General features: G+C 34.8%; 19 protein-coding genes. 16 read left to right on the top strand and 3 right to left on the bottom strand.

Annotated elements, in window-relative coordinates:
* Positions 1-88: 88 nt before the first annotated feature.
* From AABK36_RS06955 to AABK36_RS06945, 3 genes are all read left to right on the top strand, one after another.
* On the top strand, positions 89-580 hold the full coding sequence (locus AABK36_RS06955) for a hypothetical protein (RefSeq protein ID WP_309941636.1): 492 nt from the start codon (positions 89-91) through the stop codon (positions 578-580).
* A 93-nt stretch (positions 581-673) separates the two neighbouring features.
* The gene (locus AABK36_RS06950) at positions 674-1318 is read left to right on the top strand and encodes a hypothetical protein (protein WP_309941634.1); all 645 of its coding nucleotides are present in this window, start codon (positions 674-676) and stop codon (positions 1316-1318) included.
* 310 nt (positions 1319-1628) lie between these two features.
* Positions 1629-2675 (top strand): serine hydrolase domain-containing protein, encoded by a 1047-nt coding sequence (locus AABK36_RS06945; RefSeq protein WP_309941631.1) that lies wholly within the window; start codon positions 1629-1631, stop codon positions 2673-2675.
* Positions 2676-2693: 18 nt separating this feature from the next.
* On the opposite strand, the gene AABK36_RS06940 is transcribed toward AABK36_RS06945, so the two are convergent.
* Positions 2694-5144: a hypothetical protein gene (locus AABK36_RS06940; protein WP_309941629.1), complete on the bottom strand. Its 2451-nt coding sequence runs from the start codon at positions 5142-5144 to the stop codon at positions 2694-2696.
* Positions 5145-5539: 395 nt separating this feature from the next.
* Here AABK36_RS06940 and AABK36_RS06935 point away from each other — a divergent pair, with 395 nt between their 5' ends.
* Together AABK36_RS06935 and AABK36_RS06930 are read left to right on the top strand one after the other, a co-directional pair.
* On the top strand, positions 5540-6463 hold the full coding sequence (locus AABK36_RS06935) for a hypothetical protein (RefSeq protein WP_309941628.1): 924 nt from the start codon (positions 5540-5542) through the stop codon (positions 6461-6463).
* Positions 6464-6535: 72 nt separating this feature from the next.
* Positions 6536-7114, top strand: coding sequence for a hypothetical protein (locus tag AABK36_RS06930; protein ID WP_309941625.1), 579 nt, complete (start codon positions 6536-6538; stop codon positions 7112-7114).
* Positions 7115-7179: 65 nt separating this feature from the next.
* Here AABK36_RS06930 and AABK36_RS06925 read toward each other — a convergent pair whose 3' ends face one another.
* A complete protein-coding gene (locus tag AABK36_RS06925) occupies positions 7180-8595 on the bottom strand; it encodes a CoA transferase (RefSeq protein WP_309941623.1) in 1416 nt (471 codons plus the stop codon).
* A 566-nt stretch (positions 8596-9161) separates the two neighbouring features.
* Here AABK36_RS06925 and AABK36_RS06920 point away from each other — a divergent pair.
* From AABK36_RS06920 to AABK36_RS25390, 6 genes are all read left to right on the top strand, one after another.
* Positions 9162-9668: a hypothetical protein gene (locus AABK36_RS06920; RefSeq protein WP_309941619.1), complete on the top strand. Its 507-nt coding sequence runs from the start codon at positions 9162-9164 to the stop codon at positions 9666-9668.
* Between the two features lie 175 nt (positions 9669-9843).
* Positions 9844-10242 (top strand): hypothetical protein, encoded by a 399-nt coding sequence (locus AABK36_RS06915; RefSeq protein WP_309941616.1) that lies wholly within the window; start codon positions 9844-9846, stop codon positions 10240-10242.
* Positions 10243-10616: 374 nt separating this feature from the next.
* Entirely contained in the window at positions 10617-10901 is a 285-nt protein-coding gene (locus AABK36_RS06910; protein ID WP_309941614.1) for a hypothetical protein, read from the top strand.
* Between the two features lie 269 nt (positions 10902-11170).
* The gene (locus AABK36_RS06905; RefSeq protein WP_309941612.1) at positions 11171-11983 is read left to right on the top strand and encodes a PhzF family phenazine biosynthesis protein; all 813 of its coding nucleotides are present in this window, start codon (positions 11171-11173) and stop codon (positions 11981-11983) included.
* Between the two features lie 239 nt (positions 11984-12222).
* Positions 12223-12579 carry a hypothetical protein gene (locus AABK36_RS06900; RefSeq protein WP_309941609.1) on the top strand — a complete coding sequence of 119 codons (357 nt, stop codon included), beginning with the start codon at positions 12223-12225 and terminating at the stop codon, positions 12577-12579.
* A 77-nt stretch (positions 12580-12656) separates the two neighbouring features.
* Positions 12657-12749, top strand: coding sequence for a DUF7677 family protein (locus AABK36_RS25390; protein ID WP_421722708.1), 93 nt, complete (start codon positions 12657-12659; stop codon positions 12747-12749).
* A gap of 108 nt (positions 12750-12857) precedes the next feature.
* Here the strand turns inward: AABK36_RS25390 and AABK36_RS06895 are convergent, their stop codons facing one another.
* A complete protein-coding gene (locus tag AABK36_RS06895) occupies positions 12858-13049 on the bottom strand; it encodes a cold-shock protein (RefSeq protein WP_309941607.1) in 192 nt (63 codons plus the stop codon).
* Positions 13050-13449: 400 nt separating this feature from the next.
* Between AABK36_RS06895 and AABK36_RS06890 the strand changes: the two genes are divergently transcribed.
* The 5 genes from AABK36_RS06890 to AABK36_RS06870 all read left to right on the top strand — a co-directional run bounded on the left by AABK36_RS06890 (position 13450) and on the right by AABK36_RS06870 (position 17768).
* On the top strand, positions 13450-14055 hold the full coding sequence (locus tag AABK36_RS06890; protein ID WP_309941606.1) for a hypothetical protein: 606 nt from the start codon (positions 13450-13452) through the stop codon (positions 14053-14055).
* 259 nt (positions 14056-14314) lie between these two features.
* Positions 14315-15202, top strand: coding sequence for an SDR family NAD(P)-dependent oxidoreductase (locus tag AABK36_RS06885; RefSeq protein ID WP_309941603.1), 888 nt, complete (start codon positions 14315-14317; stop codon positions 15200-15202).
* 399 nt (positions 15203-15601) lie between these two features.
* Complete coding sequence (locus AABK36_RS06880; RefSeq protein WP_309941602.1) at positions 15602-16063, top strand: hypothetical protein; 462 nt, start codon at positions 15602-15604, stop codon at positions 16061-16063.
* Positions 16064-16159: 96 nt separating this feature from the next.
* Positions 16160-16951: a hypothetical protein gene (locus tag AABK36_RS06875; RefSeq protein WP_309941601.1), complete on the top strand. Its 792-nt coding sequence runs from the start codon at positions 16160-16162 to the stop codon at positions 16949-16951.
* Positions 16952-17021: 70 nt separating this feature from the next.
* The gene (locus AABK36_RS06870) at positions 17022-17768 is read left to right on the top strand and encodes a helix-turn-helix domain-containing protein (RefSeq protein WP_309941600.1); all 747 of its coding nucleotides are present in this window, start codon (positions 17022-17024) and stop codon (positions 17766-17768) included.
* Positions 17769-17811 lie beyond the last annotated feature (43 nt).

Below are 17811 nucleotides of genomic sequence, written 5' to 3'. Positions count from 1 at the left end.
TAGCAAATAGGGTGTTCGGTGGTTTACGAAAGTTTATTGCTTTCTATAACCTACTTGCCATATACAAATTGTTGACAAACATTGAAAAATGAAATTTGAAAAAATCAATATTGATTGGTCGCCTGAACCAAATGCACCCTATCAAACTTTATTTAAAAATTCTAAAAATTTAGAGTTAATATTTTATTTAAATCCATTTATTCATAAAAATATAAATGATGACGATATTGGAATAATATCATTTAATAATTGTTTTAAATTTAGATTAGGAAAGCCGAATTCAGATGAATTTTATAGAAATCAATTTAGGTATAATTCTAAAGATTTAGAATTTTATGATTTCTACGAATTAAAACAATCTGATTGGGAGAAAAATTTCCCGAAAGATGAAAAAATATTATTGAATCAAGATGAAATAAATATAAATAACCTAAAACATTATATTCTTTTTTTTAGAGACGAAACTTTTGAATGCTTAGCTTATAATTACGAATTTGTAAATATTGGTGAAAAATTGAGTTTCAAAGAATTATTAGAAATTAAAAAAAGAGAAATGACATTTTTACTAACGAGATATTAAATAATACGTTTGCGAACAAGGTGTAAGTTTCACTTTTTTCCGAAGGTGCAACACAAAAAGCGAAACTTACATAAACCGTTAACATTTATTAAAATGAAAATAGCATCATTAATCATATTATTTGCAATAAACTTAACTGGATTATATGCTCAATCAAATGAATTTCTTGATTCTCTAAGTACAGATACAAGTAACTTAATAATTGTATTTGATGACAATTGTACTGGTTGTATAGTAGTTAATTCTCCATGTGAAGAATACCCAAATAGCGGAAACCCCAAAAATAAATATATAATTTGGAAAAATGATAATGGATTTCATATCAAGAGATTCAATATTTGTGGAAATTCAAATACAATAACTATTAAGAAATGGAAAAATAACCTATTTGATTTTATTAAAGTTAATTCTATCAAATTAGATACAACAAAAATACAATATCCATTATTATTAGACAGACGAGATTCAACTTGGTTTGAAATGAAAACTAATCATTACAAATACTATAACTTCTCATTTTTATCAAATGAAATTCAAGAAATATCTGTTCGAGATTATGCCTTTAGAGAACCAAAAGATGATGATGAAATTTGGTACGAAATTGATATAGAATTTAGAAAAAACAGAGACAGATACAAGTTTAATAATACATCTGCAATCAAAGAATTATTAGATATTTCACAAAAAATTATAAGAAAAAACAAGAAGAAATTAGAAATTACTAATGCCAACAACTAAGCCTTCATACAGCTCTCAAAGCCCAATACAAATGCAGTATTGACTAAACTCAATTTCTATGAGTTCTGCTATTGGATACACTATTCTTTTTGATGCTGGATTCTTGTAGTTTTTTAAATACAGCTCTGATTGACAGTGATATATTTCAACTCTATTCCAATTGATAAAATATATTTATATCTTGAAAAGGTTTTAAAGTAGATATGCTCCAAAGTAATAATATATCGAGTTGATTGATTTTTTTATTAAGCTTTGCATTGATTTATAGTCTTTGTTGCTAGCATTCAAAATCCCTTTATCTCAAGATCATATGACAAAGAAAAAAACAAAACTAATAATAAGGTTATCATTGTTAATTGGTACAGTCGTGTCTCTGTTTTTCGTACCATGGCTTTTGGTAAAAGCTTGGCTCTTGCCCCTACCCGACACCATTCAAGAGCAATTGAATCAAGCCATTGGCCATGGTTTTGACGGCATGATCGCCTATGTGGACCAAGCGGGCCAACCGCCAAAATACTTTGCTTCCGGTTGGCACAATCGAGAGTCCAAAACTCCTGCCAACCCGCATGCTTTATTCAAGATTGCCAGCATCAGCAAGTTGTATGACGCTGTAGCCGTTGCCAAATTGGTGCATGATGGTAAACTTTCCCTCGACCATACAATCGCTGACTACTTGCCCGAGCTCGTCGGAAGAATCGAAAATTCGGATAAAATCACTTTGAGAATGATGATACAGCACAGAAGCGGTATTCCGAATTTCACGGATACTCCAAATTTCTGGGCATCTCCTACGCAAAGCTATGAAGAAAGTCTGGCATTGATTATGGACAAGCCTTCCAATTTTGAGCCTGACGAAGACTATGAGTATTGCAATACAAATTATCTTCTAATCAATAAGATCATGGACAATGTCCTGGGCTATGGTAATTTTCAATTCATCCAAGAAAAAGTCTTGTCGCCTTTAAAGCTCAAAAATACCTTCAGCTCATTAAGCGAAGTTAATATGGACCATGTGATGAGCGGTTATCATGTCGGACATCCCTTTGACTTGAAAGCTGACGAACACGGCATGCTGGCCTCCGCTGAAGATGTCGGCGCTTTCTTGAGAGCATTGAATGACGGTTCATTGTTTAAGCCGGGTGAGCAAGAGATATACGATTCCATATACAAATACGAACATGCCGGATGGGTGCCGGGATACCAAAGTTTTGCCAAATACCACAAAGACCTTGATGCGGTAGTTATTGAATTCTACAGCACAACAGATCCTAAGCTATACAATTGGAACTTGTCGGAAATCATAAACGGCAGAATTGTTAAAATACTGGAAAAGCAAAAAGCATCTGATAATTTATGATTGGCGTAAATATATCCACTAACTCGCTCCTTTAGATTTTCGGCTATGCAATTCCGCTTTTAATTGTTCTTCATGATTCTTGGTGACTTGATTGACCGCTCTGCAAAGCTCCAAGAAAAAAAGGACTTTGTCATCCTTGCCAGTGAACTGTTGTTGTATCAAGACTTCTATCTGTTTATTCATTCTCAATAGACTCAATGCTGAGGTAACAATCCCTATGTCAAAACTATTGCAATCCATAAAGTGAACTCTGTCCATAGGGCTTTCATTAGACTTAAACCTTGCCCATTGGGATAAGCTTGTGTTTTCCCCAGAGATAAATGCTTGATACATATCTGCCAATACCCTTTCAAAATCGCCCATTACAGTTGTTTTGAAAGCAGGATCGTTTTCAAAGTTTTCCGTCTCTCTTCCCATATTCGCACGGTACCCTTGAGCGCTTTGAATACAGTAAGCCATTCCGGGCACATTAAGTATATGGTCAACAACATGCATCTGATTTAATTCCGGGTCATGATGCAGATTCATAGCATATATCCCGCTGATTACTCTGTCATGATTTCCAAACAATAGATCAAAGAAGGACAACTCTCCTGCTATCTGCAAAAAGCGAGGCGATTCTCCATATTGTTGTTTTACAGGATTCAAAGGCTTCCCTCCTGCTTTTTCCATAATAAGAATATATGGCAGACGCTTGGCAAATGAGGCTTTGAATTCTAAGGAAAATTTCTGCGCATTAGGACTCGTTTCCAATTGGCCATTCAATCTTTCCCATTTTGGATCATCAGGCCTGAGCATGACACAAGCTTGAGACCTTAAGGACGGAGTGCCAAAAGCCTTCAGAAAATTGGCGGAAAATGCTTCTTTGCTTGCGTCCTCGGAAAATGAGCCTTCTTTCAAAAACTTAACCACCAATTCATTACCCGATTCATCTCTCAATATAAATACAGCAGACCTGTTTCCTTGATGCGAAGGCAAGTTCACCTGCACTTTGCCCTCCATTTTATCAAGAGGCTCTTTTACCAACGTTCCTCTGAAAAAAGAATCCGAATCTTTTCCCAACCACTCAAACGCCGGAGAATCAAAATCTCTGACGATCCTTGGCTTGGCATGGCCAAATGACTGCATGAATAGCGATTCATCATTGGCATTCGTTGGGTAGACTTTAGCGACTTCGGATTTCATCACGGATGTGCGAAGCCCTTTGACCAAAGAATCTCCCGGTTTTTGTCCCGCTTTGGCATAGGGCTGAGGCAAAGTCAGGTCAAATTGTTCCAATGGTGCTGATAAGGACCGCTCCAGCTCAATGAGCATCCAGTCATCCTTTTCAGGTGTGTCAAACTGCATCGTGTCCACTATAGGCAATCTATCCATCTTCGCAAAATCAGGCAAGCAATACTCTTCCGCCAGTTCCTTAGATTGATCGCCTTTGCGAAGCTGATCTCTCCATTGGCCTTCAAATCCAACAACTCCAGACATCATCTGCAGGTACTTCTGCATAATCAAAGCCAATTGCAGGCTTGGCGGATGAAAACACAATTGCGAATCATATCTAGACTGAGTTGGTTTTCTCCTTTTGGCCGGAGACATATACCTTCCCAGCTCCCAAGCAAACGGCATTTCAAAGATAAACTCCGTATTCACCCACTTTCCCGTGACTTGAGGCTCAGGATCTTTGTCTCTGTATCTGGAAATCTTTTTATTGACCAAATACAAGTTCTTCTTAAAACTATCGAGGTGTCTTTGTCGCTTGAAGTCAACGCGAGCGTTTTGCGCAGCGTGAAGATTATCTAAAAGGTATTTTCCAGTTCCGGTCAACAGCATGCTTGACAAATTTGCCATCAACTCAGTCTCCAACACATCTCTGGGAGTCGCAGCTTCGTCAGAGCACCTTATTCCACCATCCACCAAGTATTTCCATACAGGGGCAAAATGAGCTGCCATTTCATTTTCTTCTTCTTTTCTCGCAAAAGTTGATGAAGCCAATGGATTGTAAAGAATATAAAAGGGAGGCATCATTTCCCTGTTAGCGCGAAGGATTTTCATAATTTCTATCCGCTCCAACTGAACCTGCCTAAGCGCCTCTTGTTGCATATGCAGATTGGGATAGACAAATCTGTCCTCATAAGGAATCTTATTCTCACGTGACCATTCATATACGGCAAGCTCTATAAAATGCAGTTTGATCAAGCGCATCTTAATCCTGTCTTGCTCCGAAAGGTCCGTGGCTCTCTCATCCGCAACCTCATGATACTTGTCCAAAAGTTTTGCGATATCCTTGACTCTGTACTTATAAGGAGACTTCTTGGATTCCTGATCTTCCAGATACTCTTTGCTCGTAAACAATGCCTGAATAGGTGTTTGTTGACAGGAAAAACCAATAGCGGATGGAGTTCTTAAAACGCCTTCACTGCCTGAAGCATTTTCCTTAGAAGGTTTATTTTCCGATTCCTTAAAAACTAAAGGCATTTGATATCATCACATTTTCTCCAAATCCGCATCTTTTCAACTAGATACTCGGCTGATAGTTTAAGGTATAAAAAGGTTCTTCATCCTATTGATTCGGCATCTTTCCAGACATTATTCACAGTGACATTGAGGCGTGTAAATTAATATTTAACATTATTAAAATTAAATTTAAAGACAGCCTAACAACCATGAAAAATCCCCATTATTTATTAATATCGGCTAAATTTGATGATATTATCAAGAATAGTTCACAAACTCATTTCAATAAATAAAATATATTTTTACCTTCAAATAAGATTATTAAATCAAATCAGAAATCTAGCCAAGATTAATGATTTGACATTGACTAGAAAATGATTAACATTAACCAACTATAAGATCTTAAACATAAAAGCATGGCAACAGATGGAGTAGAAATAATTGATGGAGACACAGCCCATGATACATATTGGGGAATAATGGATTTATATGATGAAGGAGCGTCAATTGAAACCATAAGAATTCAAATTCCATTTCCACAGCCTGACTATTATGATGACTTTGACTATGAAATTTACACTACTGCCTACGCACTTGCATTTTGGGAAATTGGAGGCATAACACCAGATATAATTCAAGAGGTTAAATATGTTATCGAAAAAGAAGCTTGTGTAAAAGTTTGGACAGAAGAATGTCATGAAACTGAGGGAAAGGCTAGACAAAAAGAACTTGACAAACTTTGGGACAAAATTAATTCGCCTAACCCAAAGATTCGTGAAAGAAAAAAGTACAAAAAAATCGAGCACTTTATTTTTGAGGTAAATGATGTATTAACCTTTCAGCTTGCCAATAATCATTTTTACGCAACTATAATTTTAGACATTTCTCAATATCGCGGAGAATGCAGCTATAAATTTGGTAAAATTATATTCGAAGATACGATTAAGCCAACAATTCAGGATATAGAAAAAAGTAAAATAATAGGGTCCAAAATTCCTTCTGGCTCTGGTATGGATATGACAAAAATCCTTTCTATGGATTTTAATGAAATACAAAAACAAGGAGGAATTGACGAAATCTTGAAAAGAGAAGCTGAAAAAACAGGTAGCTATCAAATTGGCATGAGCATGACAGGCATTGAGCACGAAGATTTAATTAAAATTTCGAATAAATTCTCAAAAATTGGAACTCTCAAATTTAAAGAAATCAGTAAGCAAGTCGGCTCTATGAGCGCTGCGTCAAATTTTGAAGATTTAACCGTTGATTTTGTTGATCTTGACAACTACTTAAACGTTTTTAAGAACGAAACATTTGAAATTAAAGAACTACTAGAAAAGTAAAAAACACTATAATTACAAGGAGTAATTCTAACTAATTTTTCCAACTCCTATCAAGACGAAAAGCATAGACATATGAAATCTGAAATAAAATATATTGAGCTTAAAAGTGGTTATTCCGGCAATGGTCCTGCTTGGATTGGGAAAGTAGAATTTTCCAAATCCGGGCAAACTGTCTATTTCAACGGAAAATCACTAAAAAAACTAAAGTCAGGAGGTATATCAGGCAATCACTATGATCTGGAATCAGAAGATGAATATTGGATTTCGGGTGTGAAAAAAAATGGCCAAGATCGACATTGGGCTGGAGGAGGAAAGATCATGATAGACCAAAGCATAGATCAGGAATATTTGAAGCTGGTTGAATTTGACTCTCTTGATAGCAATCATTTTGAATTAGTGGAAATCAAACCGACAGACAAGCAGAAATTTAAGGGAATAGAAAATGAAATCTATCCAGACACAGACTTTAATATTGATTTAAGATTAAAAAGTCCGAATGAATTAACCGAAGAGGAATTAGCATTCGTAATCCAATATTTAAGAGAGAGTGAAGAAATTTCGATTTTCAATAAAGCAAGGAGGTCTTGTAAAAGAAGTCGGCTAGATTTCGAAGAAGAATTGGACAAAAGAAAAAATATCAATAATAACTAAGCCTCCGAATAGCCTTCAAACCCAATCAAAATAGAAAGCCATAAACTTTCATATCTGTAAGTTTATCACTTCCACTCTGCTTTATCAGCCCCACGATAACTGATGCCATGCGACCAACGATCTTCCGTTTCTGAATAAAAAATAGCGGAAGAAGGTCGAATCATCTTTCCAACATTTCCATTGATTTCCAACATTCTTGGGTGAGGCATAGACACATCAGGAGTTTTTTCAAACGCGCCCAAATCCATGCACCACATGGATGTCTTGCAAAGCGAAACTTCAACTTTGTAGGATCCTCCCTCTGTGGCTCTTCGCTTTAACGCTTCAAGTATCCCAGGAACTGCGCAAAGACCGGATATGCCATCGTTCAGTAGATTCCCAAACGAATATTTAGGTTGCTCAAGCGTACCCTCCAAAGCGGCTACTCCAGTGCAAGGAATAGCCAATGGATCAAAGCAACCTCGATCATTCCAAGTCATGCCATCATACGAATAACCATGCGCTTTCACGTAAATCAAGCCTCGATGTCCGGGCACTAGTTTATTCTCCACAAAATTTTGCTGAGCTATTTTTCCTTGAGTTCTAAAATTTTCCACAAATACATCGGCATGCATAGCCAAGTTATGAAATGTTTGTTTGTCTTGATCATCTTCCAGATCAATATACGCTTGCCTCACTCCGGGCAAACAGTTCATGTACACGAATTCATGCCAATACTCGTTGGGGTCTGACACTTGCAGGCCATCGGCCCCTTGATTCGCTAATGTGTGCGTGATGATTGGCGCCATTATCTCGTGGGTATCTCCCAATACTCTAATTCCTGACAATGGGCGAGATGGATGTTCCGTCCATGGAATAGGCACTCCATCCGCTATTTTGGTGATTTTAACAACGGGCACTTGTTGCAGCTCTTTCCCTAATTTAGTATTGTACCATTCATCTTTTGTCCTGACATAACTGCCTACAAGCCCTATCGCATTGCAGGCTTCTTGAAGTTCTTCCGCATTCCATTCTTTGATGGCATTTTTCACGGCTTCATCTGTGGCGGGACAATTCAGAAATTCTGACCATGCGCGCTCCATGTGCGGATAAAAGCCCACCGGCACAAACAAGCGCTTGTCTTTTGTGGGATAAAATTTGTAAAAAAATGGGCAATTGTATCCGTTGGGAGTGGTTACAAACTGGTTAAAATACGGACGTCCATTGAGCGTCGTGAAAGGAATATCCGAAATCATAGGAGCTCCCTGAGCCAAGTCAACTTCTATATCTTGCGACCTTCCGGTTCTAATATGCCAAATATCCGCAATTTGAGTCGCTTGGGCAGCGGCCGGTATAGCATAGATCGCTCCAAGCCTTAGTTTATCCGGCAATACAGGGTCTTCGCCTTTGAAAACCAAACTTTTAACCCCAGCGCTATGGCTGTTCATCCCTATCTCCTTGCAAAATGCTTCGAAATGTTCTTTGATATTGAATTTTCCCATAACTGCAAATACTTATTTGGATTTTCAAGACAGAAATAAATCCTGCATCCTCTATCATAAATATTCATATTGCCTTAAAGAATGAACATGAGAATACCTTCCTCTGCTTCCCTCAAGCAATTTTAATAGAAAACAGGCCTTGCTCCTTCAATGTTTCGTTGGATGCAAAGGCAAGTGTTCCAGCCTATACAATAGCTCTGAAGTAGTTTGTTTCAAATTCACTCAAAACAAGAATCTCCCCCCGACACATTATATCAGAGCTTACCCAGTATAACACGACCTTTGATTTTATTTTAATTGAAACAAATACATTTCAAATAAAATATATCGAACCACCGTACCATCCAATCTTTTTCAAAATGTGTACTTGTATAATGAATCTAAAGAAGAGTAAAATGATATGATAATTTTATTATAAAAGGAAATTTCATAATTTAACCACAGAAGGTAAGGCTAAAACCTTTTATTCACCTTCGCAATATGATTTCTAATAAGTACTTTTCAATTGAAACAAAAATATTAATACAACAAATGATGTTCGTGTTATTATCTGTAATGAGTACAAAATGAAAAACTTAATAATAATTTTAGGGTCAATTTTAATTGGATTTGGTTGCCAGATCAAATCAAAAGAAAAGCCGAATTTAGAAGGCGATTTATACTATACTTGGTTGAAACTTGGAAGCCTTTATGGCTTACCTGAAAGGCACTACCAAAATTACATTAAGTTAAGAGACAGTCTTGGCATCGAAGAACTAATAAAAAGAGACTCAATTGGAAAGTTTCATATCGAATTATTAGAAAAAAACGATTTGATTCAAAGCCCATTCGTGTATATCAAAACCGATTCCGATTCTACTTTCATCGTATATATGACACCAGAAGAATATGAGCCAATAACTAAGTACAGCTATCAGGATTTGATTGACAGCAAGCAAAAAATCAGATTAAAATTAATAACTGAGCGACTAAATGACAAATTGCAAATTTGCAAAAAAGTTATTTCCATTGAAAAAGTTGATGGAGAGACTTTGCAAAGACAGAAGAAGTTCAAAATAGAAGAATACAGATAATACGGAGTATTGTAAATTAGCCGTTTAACAAGTCCCGCATATCAAATCCACAGTTATAAAATCGTGCAAAAAAGATGCAATACATAAAATTCAATTGTAAAAAACTCAAGAGCTCATCACAAGCTAAATGTATATTAAAAAGCTATTCATTAAACCTTATCAATAATGAAATAAAATGAGCATCATATCAAGAACGCGAAAAAAACAACTAAGAAGCTTCAAGTCAAGGCTACTCTGGAATCAAGGTTATGATCGTAAAATCGGAGATTGGGAATTTTTACATATTCATGAAAATTCTTCACAAGTTAAGATTGGAGATGAGTTTGATTTTTGGTGCTATAATAAGAAAAATAATTATTTATTAAGACTCAGAAAAACTAAAACCGAAAAATACATTATCGTTAAATCTAAAGGCAGAAACACTACAATTTATCTAATAGCAGAGCTTAATTTCAAAGAAATAACCGACCAATTAATTCATAAAATCCTAACTCAATTTGAAAAAAATGGAATTCCTAAATGGAAGGTAAAAAAAATTTATACTGAGCAAAAAATTAATAACGTCTTTAAATAATATATTTTAGCTCATTTCGAATCTCAAGCGCTTGCCTATTAAATCAAACTCCTGCAATAATATTAAAAGTTGATTTAAAAAATTGAAATAGACTGCATAAAACATTGTGTAAAAAATCAAAAGAGCAATGAAACATATAATTTATCCAATATTGGCATTAATTCTTATACTTGGACTTACAAGCAATCTTAATGCTTCCAAAAATATAAATGTTAATTCAATTAAAATCACTCAGATTGTAAACGGGTTTTATGATTGGTATTTAAGTTCGATTAAGGCTAAGAATAACTATGGCTTTCAGCCAAGATTTATCGAATCTAAAAACGGGATGACAACACTTGATTACTCTCTATATATTGAAAATTTGAAAATACATGGATTTTCAAAAGACATTATTTACGGATTTAGATGATTATGAAAAGGCAAACTGTGACTTTGGAAACTATTATCGATGGATTGGAGGACAGGAACCAATTGACGGTATAAAAATCGATAGTGTAAAATTCGTTAATCCAAATTCAGTGTTAGTCACAATTAGCTATTTTGATATCGAACCCAACAAAAATAAAAAATACCATTGGGGTAAAAACCATCTATCTCTAATAAAAATCGACGATAATTGGTTCATAGATAAAATTGATTCATGGGTAAACAAATGATCTAATTACGAGACACGAAAAAGCATGTATAACAGCAATTGTTAATTTTTATTATCAGGAACATACGATATTGCACTTTTTATTCAATTATCAATATGAATTTCACATTTGCATTCTATGAGTATTAACCGTTATTTTTTATTCATTTCGATAAAGTTTGATAAAATTTTCAAACGACTCTTTTTGATTTGAAAAACATATTATATCTTGAAAAAAATCAAAAAATCTCCTGTAATTTAGAAACTAAGCACTACCTCGACTAAAGCTAAATGAAAAAACTAGAAACCTATATTGTTGACTCATTCACCGATCAACCTTTCAAAGGAAATCCGGCTGGTGTCTGCCTATTGAAAGATGAACTTGCTGATTCGGAGATGCTCTTAATCGCTAAAGAATTGGGATTGTCGGAAACGGCATTTATCGGAGAGCTGAATGAAAATAACGAATATCCAATCAGATACTTTTCTCCTGTAATGGAAATTCCCTTGTGCGGACACGCGACTCTTGCCTCTTCAAAAGTTCTTTTCGAAAAATTCGGACAAGACTCCATCACTTTTGTGAACATTCAGAACTTGAAACTACCGATAGAACTGGAAGAAGGTTTCATCAAAATGAGGTTCCCGATATATGAAACTGTGCCTGATGAAGCTCCAATGGAATTGCTGAAAGCGCTTGGCATTGAAAAAGCAAACAATAGCGCATACAATGCTGAAACGCACATACTTTTGCTTGAAATTGAAAGCGCGGAAGTATTAAAAAATTTAGCGCCAGACTTTGACAAACTCAAGAAGTCCCATAACGGGATCAACGGAGTGCTTGTTACAGCGCTTTCATCTAAGCCTGGTTTTGATTTTGAATCCAGATATTTTTGGCCTTGGAGCGGAACAAATGAAGATCCAGCAACAGGAGGAACGCATACCTTTTTGGCAAAATACTGGGGAGAGAAATTAAACAAATCTAGGATGAATTCTTTTCAATGCTCCGAAAGAACTGGATTTATGGAAGTTGAATTATTGGATAAGGAGAAAATGGTCATAAAAAGCAAGGCTCAAATCGTTTTGAAAGGAGAATTGGAAATATAATAAAGATTAGAGCCGTAATGACATTAGTAGTAGCGGTGAATTAATAACGAATGTAAAACCACTACTACTCACATCCTGACATATTACAAATCAAATGAAGAGATATAAGATGATCTAAATATCGTTTTTCAAGCTCTCGGCTATTTAGCATTTTTACAATTCAATTACAGGAACAAAGCTAAAGTAATAAGGTCTTGCAATGATCTTATAAATTAAAATCTAAATTTATCCGAAATTATATGAGCACAAAAAACAAGCATAGCATAGATAAGGTGATTTCTTTATTGGAGCAGAAGGTAAAAGACTTGATTGCTGAGTTGAAAACGGGTTCCGAAAATAAAGAAGAAAACCTGGAATATAAAGCGCAGATAACTCAAGCTATTAAGTGCCTTAAATTCTGCTCGGACAATGGATTAGTCGGAATAGACAAAGAGGTTATTGATATTCCCGAGACAGGAAGTGATGCTTGCTTTACTGAATACAATTTAGTAGACGAGATATTTGTTAATTCACTCGATGAGAAAGCATTAAAAACTAATGATAAAGGTGAGATTAAACTTAATTGTTTCGATTTGATAATCAGAAAGAAATCTTAAATTCAATATTAAAAAGCCGTCAGAAACTATTCCGACTTAATTTTTTAAAAAATATTGTCAGTAAACAAATCAAAAAAATGAAGCTTAGTAATTCTTTTAGTGGCGCTCTAAGAACTTTTGCATACTTCCTAGCGAGAGGGACTCATAATCAACTTAAGGGAATTGATTAATACTTAAAACAGCTAAAAAAAAGGAAAAACAAATATAGGTCAACCTAATTTATAATTCCTTTTAAATAATTGCTACACTAAATATATAGCGAGGTTTTATTTTGAAGCTTATGCTAGCTCTACTTCACAAGCATTCAAGCCTTTTTTTCCTTCTTCAGTTTCGTAAACTACTTTGTCGCCTTCGCGAATTTCGTCAACTAGTCCACTTACATGAACGAAAATGTCACTTCCACCATTATCAGGAGTGATAAAACCAAAACCTTTTGTTTCGTTAAAAAACTTAACTGTACCCTTATTCATATTTTTTAAATTTTATATACTCACAAAGGTAACGCTTAATATTTAAAAAATTTCACAACTATCAATCAAATTTATTTATATACTTTAATTCAATTAACCTGTTGCAATATTTTTTTCAATATCAAGACATAAAATAGCACTTACATGCCTAATTTAAGTAATGAAGAATACTCTGTATCTGTCAACCGTGGCATTCTTGCTAGTTCCGTATCTCAGATGCGAACGTAACATCGCCGCTTCCACCATTCTACGATTCAACTTTCGCTAAAAATTCCGCGCATATTTAGTTCAAAACAAAATTGTGAACTAGCCCTAAAAGGCAATAAATCCTTGCCCCTTGTTTGAACTGTGATTAATTAGTGTTTATTTTCTGGCTATTAACCAAATTTAGACCTTAATAATGGAGAAGACTTTTATTGGGCATAAAGCAAAACTTCTGAATCCTGAAAAGGAAGGAATTATCCTTCAAATGAATTATTTGAACTCGGAAAAGATGGTTCCAACATATAATGTTAGTCTTGATAGGGATATCAAAATAGTAAAAACAACAGAAGACAGTCTATCATTTGGCGAGAAAGTCCCAATCGAAATGTATTTCAACAGAATAATAAGAGACATCCAATCAGAAGAAGTACTAACAAGAGAATACGCAGCTGAAACTCTATGCAACTTTCTTGAATTCGAATTAAAAACTATTGATCTAAATTTACTTAAATCAGGAATTCAGAAAATAATAGAGCAAATAAAAGTGGAGAATAATATTAATACTGAACAAAAGCTTGTTGAAGGTTTATTTGAATTTATATGGCACAAAAAAATATCGAAAAAAGCTGAGATTGAGTTATTAGAAAAACTAACAGAAATAGACAAATATTATATCTGGAGTTACTTAGGAGATGAAATAATGGAGGATATTAAAAGTTATGATTCTGAAAAACTGAATAACTATTACTCCAAAAATATTGAAAAATGGAAAGAGAAAGACATACAAATGTATGGCAAATAAGCTATTCAGTATCTCATACCATTCCTATTCTGACTTCTCAGCTCAGATAAACCCCAAACACAACCAACTTATATACAGATAATTAAACACAAAAAAATATCCAGCGCACATATTTTAAAAGAGTTGACTTTACCGATGTTCATGCAAAAATGAGATTTAGAAAGCAATCGTAGGATTGTATCCAAACTCAGATAATTTGTATACAGCGCACCCGTCTTTGGCGCCTTACCTTTGCATTATAATTTTAAACGATACGAAAATGAAAAAGGAAATCAGACAAAAATCCTTTGAGGGTATGGATTTAAAAGACAAAACGGTTGTTTTTACCGGCGGCACTGACGGCTTGGGTAAAGCGGCGGTTACAAAGTTGGCGAAAATGGGCGCGACAATAATGCTCTTAGGAAGAAACAAAGCAAAAACCAAGGCTGTAGTTTCCGAACTTAGCGCTATCTCCAAAAAAGAAAACATATACTATGTGCATTGCGATTTAGCTTCACAAAAGAGTATCAGAAAAGCTTCCGAGATTATCTTAGATAAATGCCCTAAAATTAATTTTCTAATCAATTGCGCTGGCGCAAATGTAGGAACCCGACAAACTAGCGAAGAAGGATTTGAAATGAACTGGGCTATAAACCATCTAGGTCCTTTATTGCTTACCAAGCTATTGCTTAATAGAATAAAAGAAACACATAATTCTAAAATTATAAACTTATCCTCCGCTACATCGGGATGGATAAAAATGAATTACGATGATCTTCAGTTTGCCGAAAATTGGAGTTTACTCAAGTCATATGGCCAAGCCAAATTGGCTATGATAATGTGTACCCGAAGACTGGCCAAAGAGTTGGAAGGCACAGGAGTTACAGTCAATGCACTCAACCCCGGCTTTATAAAAACAAATCTTTTGAACAATGGAACAAAAGGTTTGGACAGAATAATTGGTGTGCCTTATATGTTTCTATTCGCTTCTAAAGCAGAAATAGGCGGCGACAGAATTTTACGATTGGCTCTCTCTGATGAATTTGAAAATGTAAGCGGCAAATTTATTTATGAAGATCACATAAAGAATCCAAATGCGGAAGCTTTGATCAGCTCAAATATTGAGCGTGTGTGGAAAATTTCAAAAGAACACATCGGTTTGAAATAATAAATTCTTATCGAAAGGATATAGCAAAAACAACCAATTCTTTATCCAGAATTTCAGCATCAACAATCATCTATAAGTAATAGAGAATAAACAAAGTGGCCTCCTAATCACCCGCCACAATGTTCTCTATTGCTTTTTTGCTTTTACGTTGCTTTCACACCTCTGACGAGAACTTCACAGGGCGAGCTACTTGATTCCCCTATTAGCCTTTCTCCAAAGTTTCCACATATATTTGCTTCACAACAGAATTGTGAACTGGCACTTGAAGGGCAAAAAAATCTTCTATCTTGTTTGAAATGTAATTTTATGAGCTTAATTTTTAACCTAAGTAATGAACTCTTAGAATAAATAAAATTAATAATGAGATGCTATTTATTAAACTTTTGAAGATACTTAGCTATGCCTTACCTAATTGATAATCATACACACATTATTCCACCAATAACAAATTCAAAAGAATCTATTTTCAATAGAATAGATCAAGATCTATTCGATGACATTTATCGATTATCTAGTCAAAAAAATTTGAATGAGCTAATCAAAACTCATAATAAATACCTCTCAAGATGGAAAATTAAAGAAATTCAATACCCCGTTTTACTCTTGTCTAATAATGGTCTTGATGATAACTTTGATACTTATGAGAGATTAGAATACTATTTCGAAGGGTATTCATATGAAGTTGAAGATGGTCAATTTATCATAGACTCAAATGGCGATAGAAGAAAACTTGAATTTTGGAATTTTGGTCATCCCATAGGGGTTGTTTTTCCTTCCAAAGAAATCATAAAATTCACAAATAAAAAGATTGATACTCTAACTAAAGGTGAGATTCCAAACTGGGTAAAACAAAACCAATGAAATGACTTAACAAAGCATAATACCTTACGATGGTTTCACACCTCAAATGTGAACTTATTCAGAGCCCCCTTCCACTCCCCTAATAACCTTGTAAAAATGAAAACTCCGATAATATTAATACTTGCAACCCTATTTTTAAACTTGAATCTCAATGGGCAAACACGAACCATAGTTGGACGAGTGATTTCTGAGGATTTAGAACCATTACCAATGTTAGATATTGAAAACTCAGACAATATACTTCTTGGAAAAACAGACATGAATGGTCGTTTTAAAATTAGCATTCCGCAAGAAACTGACAGCTTGTTATTTCGATACATAGGAATGGAGTGGACTGATATAAAGCTAACGAACATTTGTGATACAGTTGAAATAATAATGATGCACTATGTACGCCATCACGCTAGAAGCTCAAGAAAAATTGATCGACATCGTAAGAAAAGGTTTGACAATTTAAGTAATCTACATGCTGATGCTGTAAAAAAGGGACTTTTCAATCATGATCAGATATGTTACTTAAGAGCATTTGAAGAATACAAACCAAGTCTAGACAAAATAAATAAAGAATTAAAAGAAAAAATAAGAGCGAATAAACATGATTTTAAAAACTTAAATATAGGAGATACTGTAAAAATACCATTTGGATTAGAATCATCGGAAAAAAAGATAAATACTTACTACACTCCTTGCCTAATATGTACAGAAGAAGATTATAATTATGTAATTGAAGGAGAAATCATAAATAAACACAGAAGCAAACTAACTATTGAAGTTAAGGTTACAAAAATGAAACCTTATGCTTCTTTGGAGTATAGAGGTAAGACTTTAAATGTCGGCACAGATTTTAAATATAAAATGAAATATTTCGAAGTGATAATTGAGAAATAAATACGATTCCACTTACTTCGAATCACAGAAGCGAAACCTTTTCACACTCCTGTAAACGTCAAATACCATTGTGATCATCGAAAAAACATATCAGCCCCGCTTTCCCCTCAATCAATATGTTGACTTGATATGGGTCGGGAAAGCGTCAAAACTTGAGACGAGTTCAAGCCATCATGCCGCACTGTTTACCGAACTCATTTTCAACTATGGCGATACGTTTCAGGTCGAAGGCCAAAATGTGGAAAACTTAGTTTCCAATAACGGACACCAGATTCTATCAGGGCTGAAAACGCAACCTTTCCAAACTACCCTATCCGGAACATATGGCAATGTCGGACTAATTTTGAAGCCATTCTGCTACGGGATGCTTTCCCATAAATTGGGTTCGAAAGCGATGGAATATATTTCAGAATTGCTCTTTGAACAGCTTTTCATGCCAAGCGCACCCAATATTGACAAAGTAGAGAAAAGCCTTTTGGAATTATTTGAAAAATCGCCTTTGGATAACGATTTGGATAAGTTTGAAAAATACATCTCAAAAAACATCTTGGAAAAAGGAAGCTTGAAAGATTTCAACATGTCGCTCTCCATTTCTCAAAAAAGCTTCATACAGAAATTCAAAAAGCACTTTGTACTTACTCCGCACGAATACGTAAAGCTTAAGCAAGTGAATTACGCTATCCAACTATTGCAAAATAGCCATTCGGAAAAACTCATAAACATTGGATTGGACGCTGGATTTTATGATCAGTCGCATTTCATACGAGTATTTAAGAAGTTCTGCGGAGCCACGCCTAGGCAATTTCTGAAAAGGTAAATTCTGTACAATTTTATTGGAAGCTTAAAGCTTAACTTTGCAA

This window comes from Aureibacter tunicatorum (assembly GCF_036492635.1).
Taxonomy (GTDB): Bacteria; Bacteroidota; Bacteroidia; order Cytophagales; family Cyclobacteriaceae; genus Aureibacter; species Aureibacter tunicatorum.
This window is presented reverse-complemented; position numbering and strand designations above follow the sequence as displayed.